Source organism: Natronomonas marina, from assembly GCF_024298905.1.
GTDB classification, from domain to species: domain Archaea; phylum Halobacteriota; class Halobacteria; order Halobacteriales; family Haloarculaceae; genus Natronomonas; species Natronomonas marina.
The window spans coordinates 2,802,920-2,820,361 of record NZ_CP101154.1 but is presented as its reverse complement, the minus strand read 5'-3'; the positions used below and the strand labels follow the sequence as shown (position 1 = coordinate 2,820,361).

Annotated in this window: 13 protein-coding genes; 4 read left to right on the top strand and 9 right to left on the bottom strand. The window is 69.3% G+C overall.

Annotation, left to right across the window (positions count from 1 at the left end; translation table 11 throughout):
* Nucleotides 1-8 precede the first annotated feature (8 nt).
* Complete coding sequence (locus NLF94_RS14990) at nt 9-2,087, top strand: TRAP transporter permease (RefSeq protein WP_254838436.1); 2,079 nt, start codon at nt 9-11, stop codon at nt 2,085-2,087.
* 183 nt (nt 2,088-2,270) lie between these two features.
* Nucleotides 2,271-3,182, top strand: coding sequence for an HpcH/HpaI aldolase/citrate lyase family protein (locus NLF94_RS14985; RefSeq protein ID WP_254838435.1), 912 nt, complete (start codon nt 2,271-2,273; stop codon nt 3,180-3,182).
* Nucleotides 3,183-3,306: 124 nt separating this feature from the next.
* Here the strand turns inward: NLF94_RS14985 and NLF94_RS14980 are convergent, their stop codons facing one another.
* Nucleotides 3,307-3,777 carry a MaoC family dehydratase gene (locus NLF94_RS14980; protein WP_254838434.1) on the bottom strand — a complete coding sequence of 157 codons (471 nt, stop codon included), beginning with the start codon at nt 3,775-3,777 and terminating at the stop codon, nt 3,307-3,309.
* A 452-nt stretch (nt 3,778-4,229) separates the two neighbouring features.
* On the opposite strand from NLF94_RS14980, the gene NLF94_RS14975 reads away from it, so the two are divergent.
* Entirely contained in the window at nt 4,230-5,018 is a 789-nt protein-coding gene (locus NLF94_RS14975; protein WP_254838433.1) for an enoyl-CoA hydratase/isomerase family protein, read from the top strand.
* 132 nt (nt 5,019-5,150) lie between these two features.
* Nucleotides 5,151-5,909, top strand: a complete 759-nt coding sequence (locus tag NLF94_RS14970; protein WP_254838432.1) for an HFX_2341 family transcriptional regulator domain-containing protein — start codon at nt 5,151-5,153, stop codon at nt 5,907-5,909.
* Nucleotides 5,910-5,928: 19 nt separating this feature from the next.
* Here NLF94_RS14970 and NLF94_RS14965 read toward each other — a convergent pair whose 3' ends face one another.
* From NLF94_RS14965 to NLF94_RS14930, 8 genes are all read right to left on the bottom strand, one after another.
* Nucleotides 5,929-10,017, bottom strand: coding sequence for a tetratricopeptide repeat protein (locus tag NLF94_RS14965; protein WP_254838431.1), 4,089 nt, complete (start codon nt 10,015-10,017; stop codon nt 5,929-5,931).
* 432 nt (nt 10,018-10,449) lie between these two features.
* Nucleotides 10,450-10,977, bottom strand: coding sequence for a DUF7261 family protein (locus tag NLF94_RS14960; protein ID WP_254838430.1), 528 nt, complete (start codon nt 10,975-10,977; stop codon nt 10,450-10,452).
* On the bottom strand, nt 10,959-11,369 hold the full coding sequence (locus tag NLF94_RS14955; protein WP_254838429.1) for a DUF7262 family protein: 411 nt from the start codon (nt 11,367-11,369) through the stop codon (nt 10,959-10,961). The genes NLF94_RS14960 and NLF94_RS14955 overlap by 19 nt, the downstream gene beginning before the upstream one ends.
* Entirely contained in the window at nt 11,362-12,000 is a 639-nt protein-coding gene (locus NLF94_RS14950; protein ID WP_254838428.1) for a DUF7263 family protein, read from the bottom strand. Before NLF94_RS14950 ends, NLF94_RS14955 begins: the two co-directional genes overlap by 8 nt.
* Entirely contained in the window at nt 11,997-12,452 is a 456-nt protein-coding gene (locus NLF94_RS14945; RefSeq protein WP_254838427.1) for a DUF7266 family protein, read from the bottom strand. The genes NLF94_RS14950 and NLF94_RS14945 overlap by 4 nt, the downstream gene beginning before the upstream one ends.
* Entirely contained in the window at nt 12,445-13,161 is a 717-nt protein-coding gene (locus NLF94_RS14940) for a DUF7289 family protein (protein WP_254838426.1), read from the bottom strand. The genes NLF94_RS14945 and NLF94_RS14940 overlap by 8 nt, the downstream gene beginning before the upstream one ends.
* Nucleotides 13,158-15,023: a type II secretion system F family protein gene (locus NLF94_RS14935; RefSeq protein ID WP_254838425.1), complete on the bottom strand. Its 1,866-nt coding sequence runs from the start codon at nt 15,021-15,023 to the stop codon at nt 13,158-13,160. Before NLF94_RS14935 ends, NLF94_RS14940 begins: the two co-directional genes overlap by 4 nt.
* Nucleotides 15,016-17,181, bottom strand: coding sequence for a type II/IV secretion system ATPase subunit (locus NLF94_RS14930; protein WP_254838424.1), 2,166 nt, complete (start codon nt 17,179-17,181; stop codon nt 15,016-15,018). The genes NLF94_RS14935 and NLF94_RS14930 overlap by 8 nt, the downstream gene beginning before the upstream one ends.
* Between the last annotated feature and the right edge of the window lie 261 nt (nt 17,182-17,442).

Sequence of the window (17,442 nt, the reverse complement as noted above, 5' to 3'; positions counted from 1 at the left end):
CTCTCTCGATGACGGAATCAGGGACGGAGGACGTCGATGAGGAACAGCGGACGTCGCTCGACCTGAACGTCGCGTCCTACAAGCCCGGTGCCGGGTCGGTTCCGCTGGATGCGACGTCGATCGCGTCCCTCGAGGGGTCGCTTCCCCGGCTCACCCGGGCGAACGCTGGCGTCGTGTTGGTCTTCGCCCTCGGAATCGCACTGTCGCTGTACAGCGTCGTCTTCGCGTACGACCGTCCCTACACGCGATCGCAGTACACGGTGCTGTTTCTCGGACTCTCGCTGGTCCTGTTTTTCACCAAGGACGCACTGGAGTCGAAGGAGTACCGGAACCGCTACACCCGGTTCGTCAGCGTCGCAACTGCCGTCGGGTTCGTCCTCGCCGCCGGCGGTGCGAGTATCTACTTCTTCTACACCTTCGAGTCCCTCGCCACCAGGATTCTCGACTACTACTGGTACGAATACGTACTCTCGGCGATCATCGTCCTCGCCGTCCTCGAAGGAACCCGTCGAGCCTACGGGCTGCTGCTGTCGGCGGTCGCGTATCTAGCGATCATCTACGCCTACGCCGGGTATCTCGTTCCGGGTCGCTGGGGTCACCCTGGGTACGACACGGGTCGGATCCTCGAGGTTACCGTCCTCGGCCTCGAGTCGATATACGGGTCCCTGCCGACGATCGGTGCGACCTGGGTGGCGATCTTCATCATCTTCGCCGGTCTCGTCCAGGCGTACGGGGGCATGGAACTCATCCGCGACATCGCCCTGTACGTCGGCAACCGGTTCACGTCGGGTATCGCCCAGATCGCCGTCATCACGAGTATGCTCATGGGGACGATTACCGGCAGTGCAGCTGCGAACACCGCGGCCACGGGCTCGTTCACCATTCCGCTGATGAAACGATACAACGTCGACAGCGAGGAGGCGGCGGCTATCGAGAGCGTCGCCTCCAGCGGGGGGCAGATGCTGCCGCCCGTCATGGGGACCGCGGCCTTCCTGATGGCCGAGATAATCGGCGTCCCGTTCGCCGACATCGTCATCTGGGGGCTGCTGCCGGCACTGCTGTTCTACATGACCGTCTCGATAACCGTGAGCATCGTGACGGTCCGAAACGGTATCGAGGCGCCGGCCGTCGATATATCCGGCGGCAAGGCGCTGGAAGTGCTCCGACACGGCTTGAACATCCTGCTGGCACTGGCCGTCCTCGTCTACGTTCTCGTGATACTCCGGTACGATCCGATGACGGCCGGGATGTACGCGATTCTGACGCTCGTCGGGTCGACGTACGTCATCGCGGTCGTCAACGCCATCCGCAGCACGGACGAGGAACTCTCGGCGGCGACCGCCCTCGTCACGACGACCAAACAGACGCTCAACGGCCTCTACATCGGGGCCAAGAGCACGGCTCCGATCATGATCGTGCTCGGGCCGATAGCCATCGTCGTGTCACTGGTCACGCTGACGGCCATCAATCAGGCGATAAGTATGCTCATGGTCTCCTACGGCTCGACGCTCCCGCTGTTGCTCGTCCTCGGGGCGCTGATGTCCATCCTCTTCGGGCTGGGTATGCCGACCGTCGCGGCCTACATTCTCGTCTCGATATTCGTCGTCCCCAGCCTGATTCGGTTCGGTGTTCCCGACGTGTACGGTCACTTTTTCGTGTTCTACTTTGCGATTATCTCCGGTATCACCCCACCGATAGCCATAGTAATCGCCGTAGCCTCGGGTATCGCAAACGCCGACTTCGTCCGCACCTGCGTGAAGGCCATTCCGCTCGCCCTTCCCGGCTTCATCGTCCCGTTCGTCTTCGTGTACAACCCCTCGATAATCGACTGGGGCGCGACCACACCGATCGTGTTCCTCAGCATGCTGGTGGGAACCGTGCTGCTCGTCATCGCCGTGCTCGGCTATCTCTTCGACAACGACTACTCGGCCGTGACGCGAATCCTGATGGCAGGCGTGGCAGTGACGATCCTCTTTGCCCCGTGGCTTCTGCTCCAGGCGACGCTGGCGGCGGTCGCACTCTCGTTCATCCTCTACAACACGCCAACCGTCTACGGGGCCGCCAGAACGTTCGTTTCGCCTCGGTGATTCGACGGTGCGGCCCCCTCGACCGTGCGTCCGGTCGGAGGGGCTCTCGACCGTGATTGCCGGGGACGCCCCGAACACCGACGGGGCGCTCCGATGGCGGCGTGCCGGCGACTCGGCCGGTCGTCCCGTCGGCCTCGGCAGTATCTATATGGTCGTCCAGTACCGACAGTGAGCCGAGTACCGATGCCAGACGAACCTATTCGACGCAGCCAGCTCGCCACCCCGGGGAGCTCCCCGGAGATGATGGCGAAGGCGGCCGACGGCCCAGCCGACGAGGTGTTCCTCGATCTCGAGGATTCGGTCGCACCGGACGACAAGGTCGACGCCAGAGCGTCGGTCGTCGACGCCATCACAGACAACGATTGGACCGATACTGTCCTCGCATACCGAATCAACGGCCTCGACACGAAGTGGTGGTACGAGGATCTCATCACTGTGGTGTCGGCGGCCGGTGAGGCGCTGGACGACATCATCGTCCCGATGGTGGGCTCCGCGAGCGATATCGACACCGTCGAGACGCTGCTTCAACAGGTGGAGGTCAACGCCGGCCTCGAGGTCGGTGCTATCGGACTGGAAGCACAGATCGAGGACGGCGCCGGCATGAACAACGCGGTCGAGATCGCTCACGCGACCGACCGCCTCGATTCGCTCATCTTCGGTCCCGGCGACTACTCCGCATCGATGGGCACTCCCGGACTCACCATCGGACAGTTCGAGGACTATCCCGGCCACTACTGGCACTACCAGCTCTCCCGACTCAACCACGCGGCAAAAAGCGCGAACATCCCGTGCATCGACGGCCCCTACGCCGTCCTCGACGACCCGGACGGCTACCGGGAGTCCTGTCGCCACGCGAACCTGCTCGGGTGCGACGGCAAGTGGGCGATCCATCCCGCACAGATCGAGATCGCCAACGAGGTCTTCGCGCCCGATCCGGAAACGGCCGAAAAGGCCGAGCGGATGGTCGAGGCCTACCGGAACGCGACCGACAGCGGTCAGGGATCGGTGTCTATCGACGGCGAGATGGTCGACGAAGCCACCCACAAGATGGCCAAACGCGTCCTCGACCGTGCTCGCGCGGCCGGCGTTCTATAGCCGAGGAACACCGATACCCTGCCCCAGCGACGTTGACTCGCCGTACGACGTCACCTAGATCCGCGCAGGCGGACGAATTCGTCGATCGATCGGTAGCGGGATGGGCGGCGAGTGGGGTGTTGCGTTACCGTTCGGCCGCGACGTCATCGCGTCGACGGACGATGTTGATCGACCGGAGCGACAACACGTCGACGCCGTCCTGGTTCAGCAGGTGCCGCTCGAACGTCACGTAGCCCCTGTCCGACCGGCTGTTCGACGGTGTCTTCTCGACAACCTTGAGGGTCAGCGACAGCTCGTCGCCCGGCGTCACGGCCTCGTGCCATCTGAGCTCGTCGAACCCGATTCCACCCAGGTTCGCAAGTCCGTCCGACGGGTTCACGTACTCGGTGACGAAGATTCGGACCGACACACAGAGCGTGTGGAGGCCGCTGGCGACGAGCTCCCCGAACGCCGAGTCGGCCGCTGCCTCCTCGTCGACGTGGAACGGCTGGGGGTCGAACTGTCGAGCGAACTCGACGATATCCGATTTCGGCATCGTCGCCGAACCCAGCGTCTGCGTGTCTCCCACCGTCAGGTCCTCGAAGTACACGGTCATAGAACCGGGGACGGGAGGCAGTCCCTTTACTCTACCGTCCGGCGGTCCATCGCTGTGCGCGACCGCACCCTTGTCGTGAGTGACCGACGCACGACCGGCCCGTCCGGTTCCGTATCGAACGAACCGCCCCGGCGTCAGTGAAGGCCGACCACGCCGGCGAGGCTCCAGTTTCCAAACCGGAAATGTCAGAATCAACGACAGTCTACACATGTGAATAGCAATCGAAAAAGCTTATGAACACAAGTGAGTGAGATTGTGTCAACTCGATTCAGGGCACTCCTGGTCAGGGTGTCGACGAGTGGATGCTATCGCCATCGATCCCCTCTGGCGGCAACGGGTGTCCCGACGGGCTGTACGGTCGCCACGGCCCCCGGACGCGACGATTATCGGCGTGGAAGCTGCAAGACCGCCGCTTGGCTCACTTTTACTACTCCGCCACATATGCTCGGTGTATGGAATCCATCGGTAGCGGCCTGGCAGCCGTCGAGTGGAACGAACCGCGAGCCGACGTCTACCTCTCGCGGCCCGAGAAGCGCAACGCGATGACCGTCCAGTTGATGAAGGACCTGACCGACGCGTTCCGGGCGGTGAGCGAGGCAGACGATGTCCGGGCGGTCGCACTGCTGGGAGAAGGACCGGTATTCTCCGCCGGGATGGATCTGGAGATGATGCGCGCCCGTGTCGAGGAGGACTCCGGCATCGACCGGGACGTCTTCCCCGACCTGCTGGACGCCATCGAATCGACGCGTCAGCCGGTCGTCGCCGGTATCAAGCGGGCGGCCCCCGCCGGCGCCTTCGAGTTGACGCTGCCCTGTGACTTCCGCGTGCTCGGCCGGGAGGCGAAGTACGGCGTCATCGAGGTACAGCTAGGAACCTTCCCGCACGGCGGCGCCACCCAGCGGCTCCCCCGACTGGTCGGCCTCTCGAAGGCGAAGGAACTGGTCCTCACCGGCGAGTTCGTCGACCCCGAGGCGGCGCTGGACTGCAATCTGGTCCACGAACTCTGCGACGACGAGGCCGTCGACGAGCGGACGACGGCCTTCGCCGACCGACTCTGTGAGAACGCGCCGCTCGGCCTCCGGAACGCGAAGCGCGCGCTCAACGCGGCCCTCGAGGCGCCGCTCGAGTCCGGCCTCGAGTTCGAGCGCGCGCTCGGCCGCGAACTCGACGACACCCGCGACTACCGGGAGGGGTTCGACGCCCGCATCGAGGGCCGCGAACCGGAGTTCCGCGGGGAGTAGCGGCGCGGCCGTTCGCCTCGCTCCGGCTGCAAGCCGGGGTCGTCGCGGTTCCCACGGCGTCGGCCCGTCGCCGCTCGCTCACCGCCCGTGGCCACCGGTATTAACACGACAGGGAGCCTTCCCGACGGTACGATGGGGCTCTCCGTTCCCGAACACGTCCACGTCGCCCCGCTCGGAATCGAGCACGACCGCGTCGTGGAACCGCCGGTGGAGCACTCGGCCGACCGGGTCGTCCTGCTCCAGTACCTCCCCGGGTCGCTCCGCCACCACCTCGAGGACGAGGCCATCGAGACGACGTTCGACGACCACGGCATCGACTGTGAGGTCGTCGAAGTCGAGATCGAGGACCTCTTCGACGCGGTGGCGGCGTTCGGCCGAGTGCTCGGCGCCCACGCGGACGACCGGGTGTACGTCAACCTGGCGTCGGGGGACAAGGTGACCGCCATCGGCGGGATGATCGCCTGCATGGCCGACGGGAGCGCACAGCCGTACTACGTCGAGGCCGAGGAGTACGGCTCGCTCCAGCCGCCGGCGCCCCGGGGCGTGCGCTCGATCGACACCGTTCCGACCTACCACATCGAACGGCCCGAGCGCCAGCACCTCGCTATCATGGCCCACGTCGCCGACTCCGAGCGGACGAACGCGGCCGGCGACCCCTACAGGATCAAGCGCGAACTCTTCGAGTACGGCGAGCGTGCGGGGCTGCCGTTCATGCTCGACTTCGACGGCGACACGGACAAGGGCAAGTTCCGGCGACTGGACGCCCACGTCATCTCGCCGCTCTCCGAGCGGGGCTACGTCGAAATCGAGCAGGTCGGCACCCAAAAACGGGTGTTCCTCACCGAGGACGGCCGGAACACGCTCAGGGCCTTCGAGTACCTCCTCGAGTAAATCGAGGGGACCGACGAACTCAGGGGCGCTCGCTGTCCTCGGGCGCGGTCCGGACCCACTCGCGGTGGCGGTCGGCCACCGGCTCCGGCGCGGCTTCGAGCAGTTCCTCGGCCCGCCTCGACCACTGGTCGGCCGCGTCGTCGTTTCCCGCCTCCCGACAGGCCCCGACGAGGTGCTCGAGCGTCGCCAGGGCGTCCTGTGGCGCGCCGACGGCCTCGAAGGTTTCGAGGGCCCCTTGCCAGTGCTGGCGGGCGGTCGCCGTCTCGTCGGCTTCGGCGGCGACCCGCCCCTGCAGTCGCCGCGCCCGCCCCTCCCAGTGGGTCGCGCCCACGTCGGCGAACGTCCGGTGGGCCTCGTCTATCCGCTCGCGTGCCAGGTCGACGTCGCCGCAATCGAGAGCGAGTCGCCCGCGTGCGAGCCGGACCCGGCCGGTCTCGAGCGGGTCGTCGCCGACATCGAGGGTCTCGGCGGCCCGCTCGAGGTGTTCGCGGGCCCGCCGGTACTCGCCCCGACGAGTGGCGACGATTCCGAGGTTTCTGAGGCTGTTCGCCTCCCCCTGTCTGTCGCCGAGCTCTCGTTCGATTTCGAGGCTCCGTCGGAGGTGTTCGCGGGCCCGCCGGTACTCGCCCTGCCGAGTGGCGACGATTCCGAGGGCCGTTCGGCCGTGTGCCGCCTCGTAGCGCGTGCCGAGTTCGTTGCAGATCTCGAGGCTCCGCTCGAGGCGCTCGCGGCTCAGCCGGTACCGCCCCCGCTTTTCGGCCAGTCGCCCGAGGTCGACGAGTGTGCTGGCCACCCCCTGTCGATCGCCGAGCTCTCGCTTGATCTCGAGGCTCCGTTCGTAGCGGTCGGCGGCCCGGTCGTAGGCCCCCTGCAGGGAGGCCACCTCGCCGAGGTTCTTGAGGCTGTTCGCCTCCCCCTGTCTGTCGCCGAGCTCTCGCTTGATCTCGAGGCTCCGTTCGTAGCAGTCGGCGGCCCGGTCGTACTCGCCCTGGTGTCGGGCGACCATCCCGAGGTTGTTGAGACTGTGCGCTCTCCCCTGTCTGTCGCCGAGCTCTCGTCTGATCTCGAGACTTCGCCGGTTGTACGAACGGGCCCGGTCGTACTCGCCCTGCCGCCATGCGACGATCCCGAGGTGGTGGAGGTTGTTCGCCTCCCCCTGCCGGTCGCCGAGTTCCCGGGCCGTATCGAGACTCCGTTCGTGATACTGGCGCCCCCGGTCGTACTCACCCAGCTGCTGGGAGACGATCCCGAGGTTCTTGAGACTGGCCGCCTCGGCCCGCCGGTCGCCGAGCTGCCGTTCGATCTCGAGGCTCCGTCGGAGGTGCTCGTGAGCCCGGTCGTACTCGCCCTGGCGTCGGGCGTTTCTCCCCAGGTTGGTGAGGGCGCGGGCCGTCAGTCGGCGGTCCCCGACCGCCTCGAACGTCTCGAGGGCCGCCCGGTAGTGTCCGGTCGCGGAGTCGTAGTCGCCGCGCTCGGAGAGCGCCCGCCCGAGCAGCAACCGGGCGCGAGCCGCCGCGAGCGGCTCGTCGGCGTCCTCGATCGCGGTCAGACACGCCTCGGCGTGAGACACGGCGTCGTCGTATTCCCCGCACTCCTCCGCGATACGGGCCAGCCCGAGGCGACGCTCGACGGCACTGTCGGCTCGCCCCCGCGGCAGTCGCCGGAAGGCCCGTTCGGCTGCCTCGTAGTAGCCACCGGCGACGAACATCCGTCCGAGCCATACCGGCCGTTCGTCGGCGAGTTCCGCCGAGCACGCGGCTGGCAGCGCGACGCTGTCGCGGTCGCCGTCACCGAACAGCGGCGCGAGCTTCGGCCGTTCTCGGCCCAGGGCGTACACCGCCGCGGCCGTCTCGTCGGCCCACACCTCCGTCCCCCGTTCGACGCGGGCGATATAGGGCGCGTCCCCGTCGAGCGCGGCGGCGATCCGCTCGCGGGCCGCGTCGTCGTCCGCAAGCGACAGCACCCGCGTCAGCACCCGGCCGAACCGCTCGGAGGCCGCGTCCTCGTCCGCGTCGAGACAGTGGCCGAGAAACGCCGTCGACCACGCCTCGTGGACGGCCGGGTAGGCCGTCGTGCCGCCGTACTGGTCGGCTTCCCGGGGGAAGACGGCCCGCCCCTCCATGGCGTCGACTGCGTCGTGGACGGCCAGCGGGTCGTCGGGGACCGTCGCGTGGAGCAGTTCGGGGTGGACGCCGACGCCGGCCGCGTTCAACGCGTTCGCGCAGACGCCGACGTCGAGCGCCTCGTCACCAAGTCCGGCGAGTCGGTCGTACACGGCTGCCACGGCGTCGATCAGCGTCGTCGCCGTCTCGCCGTCGGTCAACGGATCGCGAGCAATCGCCGTCAGCCGGTGGAGGAGGAGGAGCAGTTCGCCCGGTCGGGGGCCGTCGTCGCCGGCGTCCCCGACCGACGCCCGCTCGTCGGTCCCACCGAGTCGGTCGACGTCGATAGATCGGTCGGAAACCGCCTCCACGGCGTCGACGAACCGCTCGCGTTCGTGGCTGTCCGGCCGGGGGACGTGCAACGGCTCGACCGCCTCGCGGCCCGTCCGCACGGGGTCTGACCCGAAGGGACCCGTGCCGCGACCGGTGCCGTGCCACTCGGACTCCCGGGCGTCGAGCAGCACCGTGACCCCCTCGACGTCCCTGACACCCTCGAGCAGGTCGAAGACCGCATTCGCCCCCGGTCGGACCGCGTCCTCGACGACGACGAGCGCGTGGCCCGCGGCGTCCGTCACCAGGCGTGCGAGCGCGTCCGGCCGTTCGAACCGGTTTCCCTGCCCGCTCTCCCGGTGGAACACCGGGCCGTGCCCCCGGTCGAACCACTCGCAGGCGATCTGCTTGCAGACGGTGCTCTTCCCCGACCCCGGCGGCCCGAGGACGACGTGATCGGTCCCCTCGACCAGCCGATCGATCAGTCGGTCGGCCAGCGGGACGCGCTCGCGTCCGTCCTCGCCCGGGAGCGTCCGCTCGACGGCGTGTCCGGCGCGGGCGTCGGCCAGCGTCACCCCTCGACGCCACGCCTCCAGCGGCGGCGCCGGCTCCCGCCGGGCGAAGTAGCCCTCGCTCAACCGGACGAACCCCTCGTCGGCGAGTTCCAGCGCACGCTCGTAGGGGGAGCCAGCGGCCGTGTCAGGTCCGTCATCGTCGTCGATACCCGGGGATTCCGTCGTGAAATCCGCCCCGACGACACCCGTCACGGTCTCCGCCCCGCTTCCGGTCAGGTCGGCGAACAGCCGCTCCAGGCGCCGCCGGAAGGCGGCCATCGAGTCGTACCGCTCCGCGGGCGCTTTCGCCAGCGCCCGGTCGAGTACGTCGTCGACGGCTGCGGGCAGTGCGGGGTTCCGTCCGGACGCCGGCGGCGGCGGTTCATCGAGGACGGCGTCCCGGAGCGCTTTCGGCGGCCCGGCGAACGGCGGTGCGTCGACGAGCACCTCGTACAGGACGACCCCGAGCTGGTAGACGTCCGTCCCGACCCCGGGCGGGCCGAACCGGTCGGGAGCGAACTGCTCGGGGGCGGCGTAGCCGGGGGACAGCCCATCGAGGTCCACCGGCTCCGACCGAAGCGCCCCGGCCAGCCCCCAGTCGCCGACCCCGGGAACGGGCCAGGCGTCGCCCGGTGACTCCCGGAGGAGAACGTTCTCGGGTTTCAGATCGAGGTGGGCGACGCCCTCGCGGTGTGCGTGCTCGAGTGCCGCCGCTACGCAGGCGCCCGTCCACACTCCCTGTGCCGGAGCACACTCCCCGACCCGCTCGGCGAGGGTCCCGCCGTCCATGTACTCGAGGGCGAGCCACGGACGGGGGTCGGTCCCCCACCCGTGGACGGTGACGACGTGGGGGTGGTCGTCCAGTTCGGCCCAGGTCTCGGCTTCGTTCTGAAACCGATCGAGGACCATCTCCGGAACGTCTCCGGACAGGTGTGGCTCCTTGAGCGCGACGGTCAGGCCCGGGTGGGTCCGGAGCGTCGCCCGGTAGACGGTTGCGTCGCCCCCCTGCCCGACCACGCTGGAGACGTCGAACGCGCCCCGACCGAGCTCCTCCTCGAGCGGACGCTCCGACCGTGACGCCGACGGTATCGAGTGGTCCCCGGTACCCCCTCGCCCGGACATGGTTCGACACACGAGCCAGGATTATTTATATCACGTCCCCGTTCCGCCCTCCGGTCGCCCGATCGGACCTCGGGTCGTCTCCACGGACCGTTTCGAACGGCGACCCGGAGGGTACTCGGGGTAGTAACGCTCGTAACGTTACTAACGGGGGATCAGTTTTCCGTCGATGCCGATACACCCGGATGGGGGTCGAGTGGGGATGCACCCAGACGGGACGTTCGGTCCCGGACCTCCAGCGGATTCGTCGGTGATCGACCGGGGGGCGAACACCGACGGGCGGTCGACCGCTGGGCATGCACTCCGGGGTTCCGGCCGCGGGAGTGACCGATGCTGGCCGCGTCGACGGCCACGGTGCCAGGGCCGGCATTGTCCGTGGTTCGGGGTGTTCGGCCCCAGTGGACGGACGAACAGCACCGAGATTGCCGAACGCTGTCATCCGCCGCCCACGTCGACAACGACGGTCAGCGTCGTCTCGCCGTCGGGGCCGACGACGCGAACGTCGAACGCCACCGCGAGCAACACCGCCTCGCCGGCCCGCTCCTGGCTGGCGACGCCACCGTCGACCGCACAGTTGCCGAACCGCTTGCCGTCGCCGGTGACGCAGTTGTCGTCGATCCACTCCGCTGCGGCGGTGTCGTTGTACCTGACGACGTAGGTGACGCCCTCCTCGAGGCGTGCTGTCTCCAGGGATTCGATGTCGGGGTCGACTTCGTCCCGAACCGCGTCGGCCATCGCCGCCCGCTGGCCCCAGGCGTACTCGCCGGCCGTCCGGTCGGCCGCGTCGTGGACCGAACGGTCCAGGTAGTCGACCGCCTCCTCGCCGGAGACGTCCGGTTCGGGCGCGACGTCGGGGTGGTAGCCGAGTTGCAGGTACGCGAGCAGGATGGGAACGAGTCCGATGGCCACGACGGCGGCGGCGACGAGCACGAGCTGGCCCCGCTCTACACGTACCAGACCCATATCGTCACCTCCCCGCCGGGCGTCGGCACGGTGGCCCGCCCGGTTCGTGCGCCGGCCGGCCGCTCGTAGCCCACCGCGCCGTGTGGCGTCCCGACGCGGTACATGAGGTTGTCGGCGACGATGCGGTCGACGCGGCGCTCGAGGGCGGCCCGCTCGCGGTCGAAGGCGTCGGCGGAGCGGGTCACCTCCGTCAGCCGCGTCTCGCCGGCGTGCTGCGGCGGCTCGTTTGCCAGCACCGTGGCGACGTCTTCGGCGTAGGCGTTCAACTGCGGCGTGTCGGTGTCGGCCGCCGGGACGCCGAGGGCGAAGCCCATCGTCACCGCCAGCACGAACACGACCCCGATCGCCGCCTCGATTATCGACAGCGACAGCTGTCCCCGTCGGTCAGGCACCGACGGTCACCTCCAGGCGTGCCTTCGTCGTCCGCCGGGGGTAGTACGTCACCGCCACCTCGCCCTCGGACGCCTCGCCCTCGAACCGGAGCTTCGTCGTCTCGTACCGCGAGAGGTTCACCTCGTGGCTGCCGACGACGCCGTCGGGGTCGTGGAGGACCACCCGGTCGTTGGCCCGCACCGTCCGGACGTCGGCCGACGGGTCGATGTCGACGGTCGCCCGTGGACTCCGTCGCGGGAGCGTCACGCTCTCGAACTCCAGCGGCGGGACGAGCGTGACCGCCTGCCGTTCGGCGACGATTGCCAGCCGACGTGCGGTCGGCCCGGTGGGGTTCCCGCGCTCGTAGACGGGTCGGCCGTCGACGGCCACCCGGACGGCCGCCCCCGAGGGGACGACCCCCTCGACGTTCGCCGCCGTGAGCCGACTCGCGTTCAGCACGTTCGCCCGGTCGGTGAGCGGGCTGTCGGGTGCCAGGAGGCGGTCCGCGACGGCGGTCGCCGTCGCCCGCTCGCCCGCGCTTCGCTCGGCGCTGGCGAAGGCCCCGTCGGCGATGACGACCGCCAGGCCGGTGGTGGTGGTGACGACGAGCAGCGCGATCGCCAGGGCCGGGAGGTTCGCCTGGCCCCTCACGCGAGACGCACCTCCAGGCCATCCTCGACGGACTCGACGCGGAGCGTCGCCTCGTCGCCGCTCTCCCAGGTCCCGGACACGGCGACGACGCGGTCCGGGAGGACCAGCGGTGCGGTCGTCGCCACCCGGGGGTCGGGGTGCTCCAGGACCAGTTCGTCCGGCCCGGCCCGCACCCGGTAGGCCGTCCCGGCGATGGTCGGCGGCAACTCGGTCTCGATTCGGACGGTCGCGGCCGTCGTCGCCGGTGGAATCGCCCGCTCGACGTCCGTCGAGAGGTCCGCAAGCGTGCGGTCGGCCACCTCCGCGCCGGCCGCGCCCCGGTACCCGTCGACGGCGCCGCCGTACAGCGCCGTCGTCACGAGGCCGAGATAGAGGACGACCAGCGTCGCCTCCATCGCCTTGCCGACGACGGGGCTCGTCGCCCGCGTCGACGTCCGCAGGCTGTCAGTCACCGCCGGACACCTCCGTGTCGAGTCGGTGGACGACGAGATAGCCCGTCCGATCGCCCTCGAAGGTCGCCACGACGGTCGGCGGGTCGCCGGGATTGCGGTCGACCGTCGCGCCCATCTCCTCGAAGGTCCGGGCCCAGGCGCCCGGCGCGGTCGTCTCGATGGCGAGCGTGAACGTCGCTTCCCCGAGGTTCCGCCGGTCGTGGCTCACGTCCGTCTCGACGGTCGCGGTGACGCCCTCCGACCCCGAGACGGCGCCCACGTCCTCCCCGAGCACGGGCGCGCCGACGACCAGGACGTCGTCGTCGACGGTCACCGGCGGACCGGTCTCCAGCCACCCTCGGCCACGCTCGCCCCGGACGATGGCGCCCATGAGGAAGGCCACTCTGCGGTCGCCGGACTCATACACCAGGGCGTCGACGTCGAGGCGTTCGACGACGCCCCCGTCGGCCCGGACCTCCAGCGTCCTGTCGGCGGCCTGGAGGCGGCCCTGGCTGAAGGTCACGGTGCCTCGCTGGGGACCGGTGGCGGCGACCGGTTCCAGCGCCGAGTCGAAGTCGTTGGCGACCCGCTCGGCGTCCGCCTGGGCGGCGCTTTCGTCGACGACGACCCCGACCGCCGCCGTCAGCGCGCCCATCGAGACGACGGCGATGCCGAGCAGGAGCGCGACGCCGACGACGTTCGACTGACCGCGGTTCTCGATTCGCTTCATACCATACCGGCCCCCGCGAAGACGGCGTAGCAGACGACGACCAGCGCCGCCGAGTGCAACAGCGCCTCGTAGCGGCCCCGAGAGGCGGTGCCGGCGAACCACCCGCAGGCGAGCATCGTCGCCTGCGTGACGACGTAGAACCGCCAGGTGTCGCGCTCGACGTCGACGGCGTTCGGGTCGATGGCGACGCTGGAGCCCTGCGAGACGCTGGAGAGCTGGGCGAACCCGTCGAGGACGTAGGCGTTGACGGCCACGACGATGCCGACGACGAGGAGCGCGGTCGTCCACCCGACAGCGACGTAGACGAGCATCGACGACCGGAGTTCCTTGCGCTGGTGGTAGAGCTGCCCGATTTCGGTTTGGAGCGTCTCGAAGGTGGTCTCGGCGTCGCTGCCCGCATCGAGCGCGCCCGTCACCAGGCCGACGGACTGCTCGGCCAGCGGCGTCCCCACCCGCTCGACGAAGCGGTCCAGCGCCTCGCTGCGAGTGTCGCCGCCCTGGCTGGCCGTCGTGAGTCCCAGTGCGAACGCGAGGTCGTCGATGTCCTCCTGGAGCGGGCCGAAGTCGACCTCGCGGGCCACGGTCTCGACGGCCGCCCCGAACGGCCGCCCGAGGCTGACGTGCCCGGAGACCGCGTGGACGAAGTCCCGAATCTCGCGGTCCTTCGCGTCGTCGATGCGGGCCCGCCGGAGGGCGACGCCGCCGACCGGCAGCCCGTAGGCGGCGTATCCCAGGAGGAGCGCGTTCGTCGGGCGCTCGCCGAGCGTCCAGAGTCCGCCCGCGACGACGACCGCCAGCGGCAGGAAGACGACCGCAGCGCTCGCGGGATTCGCGGTCGCGGTGAGGACCGTCGCCAGCCCCGACGGTCGCTCGTAGGTCGGCGTGTGGCTGGAGGGTCGCAACTCGGCGACCAGCCAGGCGGTGCCGGCACCGACGAGCAGGACGAAGCCGGCGCTGGAGTAGACCAGAAGCGCCCGGACGGTCGGCTCCCCCGGCACCTCGACCGTCGTCGACAGTCCTGGCGCGAGCACGCTCATCACGGTGACGATGATGACGAGTAGCGCGGGCATCACGAGCAGGACGATGAACAGTTCGGCCAGCAACTCGAGGAAGTCGCTCGCCCGCTGGCGCGCGCGGGACTGCTGGTGGGAGAGCATCCGCGACTCCATGCGGAGGTAGCCCACGAGCGCGTCGGACCCCTGATTGGCGTGTTCGCGGAACTTGAGCAGGAAGGGTGACAGCAACTCCCGGGAGGGCGTCTCGCGGGCAACCCGGCGGAGTCCGGCGTCGAGGCTCCCGGTCAGCGCCGCCTTCTCGAGGACGCGCTCGAAGGCGTCGCTCGTCTCGCCGTAGGCGTCCTGGTCGGCGACCTTCCGGAGCATCTCGTGGCGGTCCTCGCTGCCGTCGGCCAGCGCCCGCAGGTAGCGGACCGCGCCCGGCAGCGTCCGTTCGATGGCGCTGCGTCGGGCGTCGGCCCGCCACTTGAGGTAGACGCTGCCGACCTTGAGGGTGGCGAGTCGGGTGCCCCCGCCGGCGAAGAGCGCGAGGACGGCCGCCACGTAGAGGCTCGGTATCGCGGGAACTGCCACCCGGTCGAGTCCCGGGAGCACCGCCCCGACCGTCGACACGACCGCCGACAGCGTCGACGCTGGAAGCGCGAGCACGACGAGGGCAGTCCCGGCGGCGACGCCCGCTCCCAGCACCCACGAGGCGCCGTAGACCCGGGCCAGATACGTGTCGAAGCCGACGTCGAGGGCGGCGCCGCGGTACCGGTCGCGGTCCCGTTCGTGGCGCGGGCGGTCGGCGTGTCTGGAGAACAGCGCGTACAGCCCCCGGTCGATGGCGGTCCACGGCTCAGTCATCGGTCCTCCCGGCGTGACGGCGCTGCAGCCGCTCGACGGTCGCCGCCTCGTCCGTCCGCAGATCCGAGAGGAACCCGAACACGTCCTCGATGTCGGTCATCTCCTCGCGGACGAGGTACTCGACGTAGCCGTGCTTGCGGTGGAACTCCGCCTCGACGTCCTCGATCGGCCGGTCGGTCCGCTCTGCGATCCGGTCGAGCGTCCGCAGGCCGCGCCGCTCTGTCGGGTCGCCGAGTTTCGGGTGGTCGTAGGCGAAGGTCCACTCCCCGTCGGGCGTCCGGCCGAGCACCTCGTTGTGGTGAATGGCCGTGCCGTCCTTCTCGATGCGGTCGGTCCCCTCGATGCCGGCCGCCTCCCGGTCGTCGAGCAACTCGACGGCTTCGCCGACGTAGCGGTCGCCGTCGACGTGTCGCGGAAACACGACCAGGTCTATCTCCCGGAGGAGATACGCGGGCAGGCCCTTCTCGATGACGCGGTTGATGAGTTTCTCGATGTCCTCGGCGTGGGTGGTCCCGAGGACGCCGTGACCGGTCTGCAGCACCTCGCCGAACGTCTCGAAGGAGGCCGGCGTGTTGATTTCTGCGATGACCTCCACGTCGGGGTTGAGGTAGTTGGTCTCGGTCATCAGGTCCGCCATCGAGACGTTCTTGTAGTCGTCGCGGTGCTCGCGGGTCGTCAGCGAGACGCCCGTCTCGTGGGGCAACAGCACCTCCCGTGAGCCCTCGTCGATGCTGACCGGCCGGTCGTCGAACTCGACGAACGGCATGTGGGCGTTCATCAGCGTCGTCTTCCCGACCCCCGTCGGACCCGAGAAGAGGACGACGCCGTGGTGCTCGTACAGCATCCACAGCAGCGTGACGAGTTCGGTCGGCACGGAGTCGGCCTCGACGAGGTCGACCGGCGTGAGCACGTCCGGCGCCTGCTTCCGGATGGAGATGTGGGGACCGTCCTCGGAGATGGTGGGCAGCGCGACCGCACACCGGATGGTCTGGTCGATGCCCTCGGGGTCGAGGTTCACCTTCGCGGAGGGCCGACTCGCCGAGAGTTCGACGCCGTCCTTGGCAGCCAGTTGCGTGACGACGTTGACGAAGGCGTCCTCCGAATCGAACCGGAGGTTCGTCGGTTCGCGGGTGTTGCCGCGCGGGACGACCTTGATGCGCTCGCCGACGCAGTTGGCCTCGATGTCCTCGAGGTTCGGGTCGCGTATCGGCACCGTCAGCTGGCTGTAGCCCGTCAGATCCCGGAGGACGTAGTACAGGAGGTCCTCGAGGCGGTCGTCGGCGAACCGGCGGTCGACGGGCGGCACCGCCAGGTCGTGTTCGGCCAGCAGGCTCCGGACCCGATGTCGGGTCGCGTCGAGCCAGGCGCGGGTGTTCCGGGCGGTCAGTCGCCGCGAGAGCAGTTTCGCGGCCCGCTCGCGGACGACCGCGGCGCGGTCCTCGAAGGCTGTCTCGCTGTCGATGCCCTCGATGCCGACCTCCCAGACGCGCTCCTTGCACTCCTCGATGAGCCGTTCGTCGCCCGGCAACAGGTCGGGTTCGAGGACGGCGTACTTGCGCTCGAAGGGGTCGGCGCCGAGGCTCCGCTCCCGGTAGCGGACGACCGGTATCTCGTAGCCCGCGAAGGGAACGGTGTAGCGCTCGATGCGTTCCGCACAGAAGCGGTCCCCGTAGTCGGGGTCCTCGATGCCGGTCGCGGCGGGCGCGTAGTCGGTCAGGTGGACGAGCAACTCGCCGTCCTGGAGGCTGGCCACCTCCAGGCGCTCGTCCAGCGCGTGCGGGGTCAGTCCCCCGAGACACCGCAACTCGGCCAGCGCGTGATACTCGAGGCGTCGTCGCTCCGAGGCCGCACAGTCGACCAGCCGGTCGATGGCCCGCTCGTACTTCGGGTCGAAGCCGGCCCGGAGCCGCTCGGCGGCGCCCTGTCGGGTCCGGGGGCGTCGCGGCTCGGCGTCGGCGAAGTGCTCCAGCACCGCCTCGAGGTCCCGTTCGGCGCGAGCCGACAGGCTCGGCTCCCGCACCTCGTAGGCGAACTCGTCGTCCTCGCTCCTGACGGTGGCGACGACACCCGACCCCAGCGCGTACTGGTCGTGGACGTCGGGCGCGTACCACGCGTCCGGTGAATCGGGCGGCTCCGGCGCCGGGACGGCTCGATTCATTCCTACAACTATTCTGTTAATTCTGGCACTTGAATGTTAGTATAATACACGATGAGGCCGGCCGGAGCGACTGCTGGCATGGAGGCGAGTATTTCTGCGAGTGGGAGAGAACGATCCGGTCGTCGCCCTGTAGTCTAGCGGTCCTACGGAGCGCGACGATTCAATGGCGCTGTCGAGCGCGTGACCCCGACCACGCGGGTGCCAACGGCACGAACCGTGGGGAGACGCTCGTCTCCCGTTCAGTCCTCGTAGGCTATCGGG

Excerpts from the sequence above, each read along its gene's own strand:
- NLF94_RS14975 (WP_254838433.1), top strand. The coding sequence starts at position 4,230 with ATGGAATCCATCGGTAGCGGCCTGGCAGCCGTCGAGTGGAACGAACCG.
- NLF94_RS14985 (WP_254838435.1), top strand. The coding sequence starts at position 2,271 with ATGCCAGACGAACCTATTCGACGCAGCCAGCTCGCCACCCCGGGGAGC.
- NLF94_RS14930 (WP_254838424.1), bottom strand. The coding sequence starts at position 17,181 with ATGAATCGAGCCGTCCCGGCGCCGGAGCCGCCCGATTCACCGGACGCG.
- NLF94_RS14980 (WP_254838434.1), bottom strand. The coding sequence starts at position 3,777 with ATGACCGTGTACTTCGAGGACCTGACGGTGGGAGACACGCAGACGCTG.
- NLF94_RS14990 (WP_254838436.1), top strand. The coding sequence starts at position 9 with ATGACGGAATCAGGGACGGAGGACGTCGATGAGGAACAGCGGACGTCG.
- NLF94_RS14940 (WP_254838426.1), bottom strand. The coding sequence starts at position 13,161 with ATGAAGCGAATCGAGAACCGCGGTCAGTCGAACGTCGTCGGCGTCGCG.
- NLF94_RS14935 (WP_254838425.1), bottom strand. The coding sequence starts at position 15,023 with ATGACTGAGCCGTGGACCGCCATCGACCGGGGGCTGTACGCGCTGTTC.
- NLF94_RS14965 (WP_254838431.1), bottom strand. The coding sequence starts at position 10,017 with ATGTCCGGGCGAGGGGGTACCGGGGACCACTCGATACCGTCGGCGTCA.
- NLF94_RS14960 (WP_254838430.1), bottom strand. The coding sequence starts at position 10,977 with ATGGGTCTGGTACGTGTAGAGCGGGGCCAGCTCGTGCTCGTCGCCGCC.
- NLF94_RS14970 (WP_254838432.1), top strand. The coding sequence starts at position 5,151 with ATGGGGCTCTCCGTTCCCGAACACGTCCACGTCGCCCCGCTCGGAATC.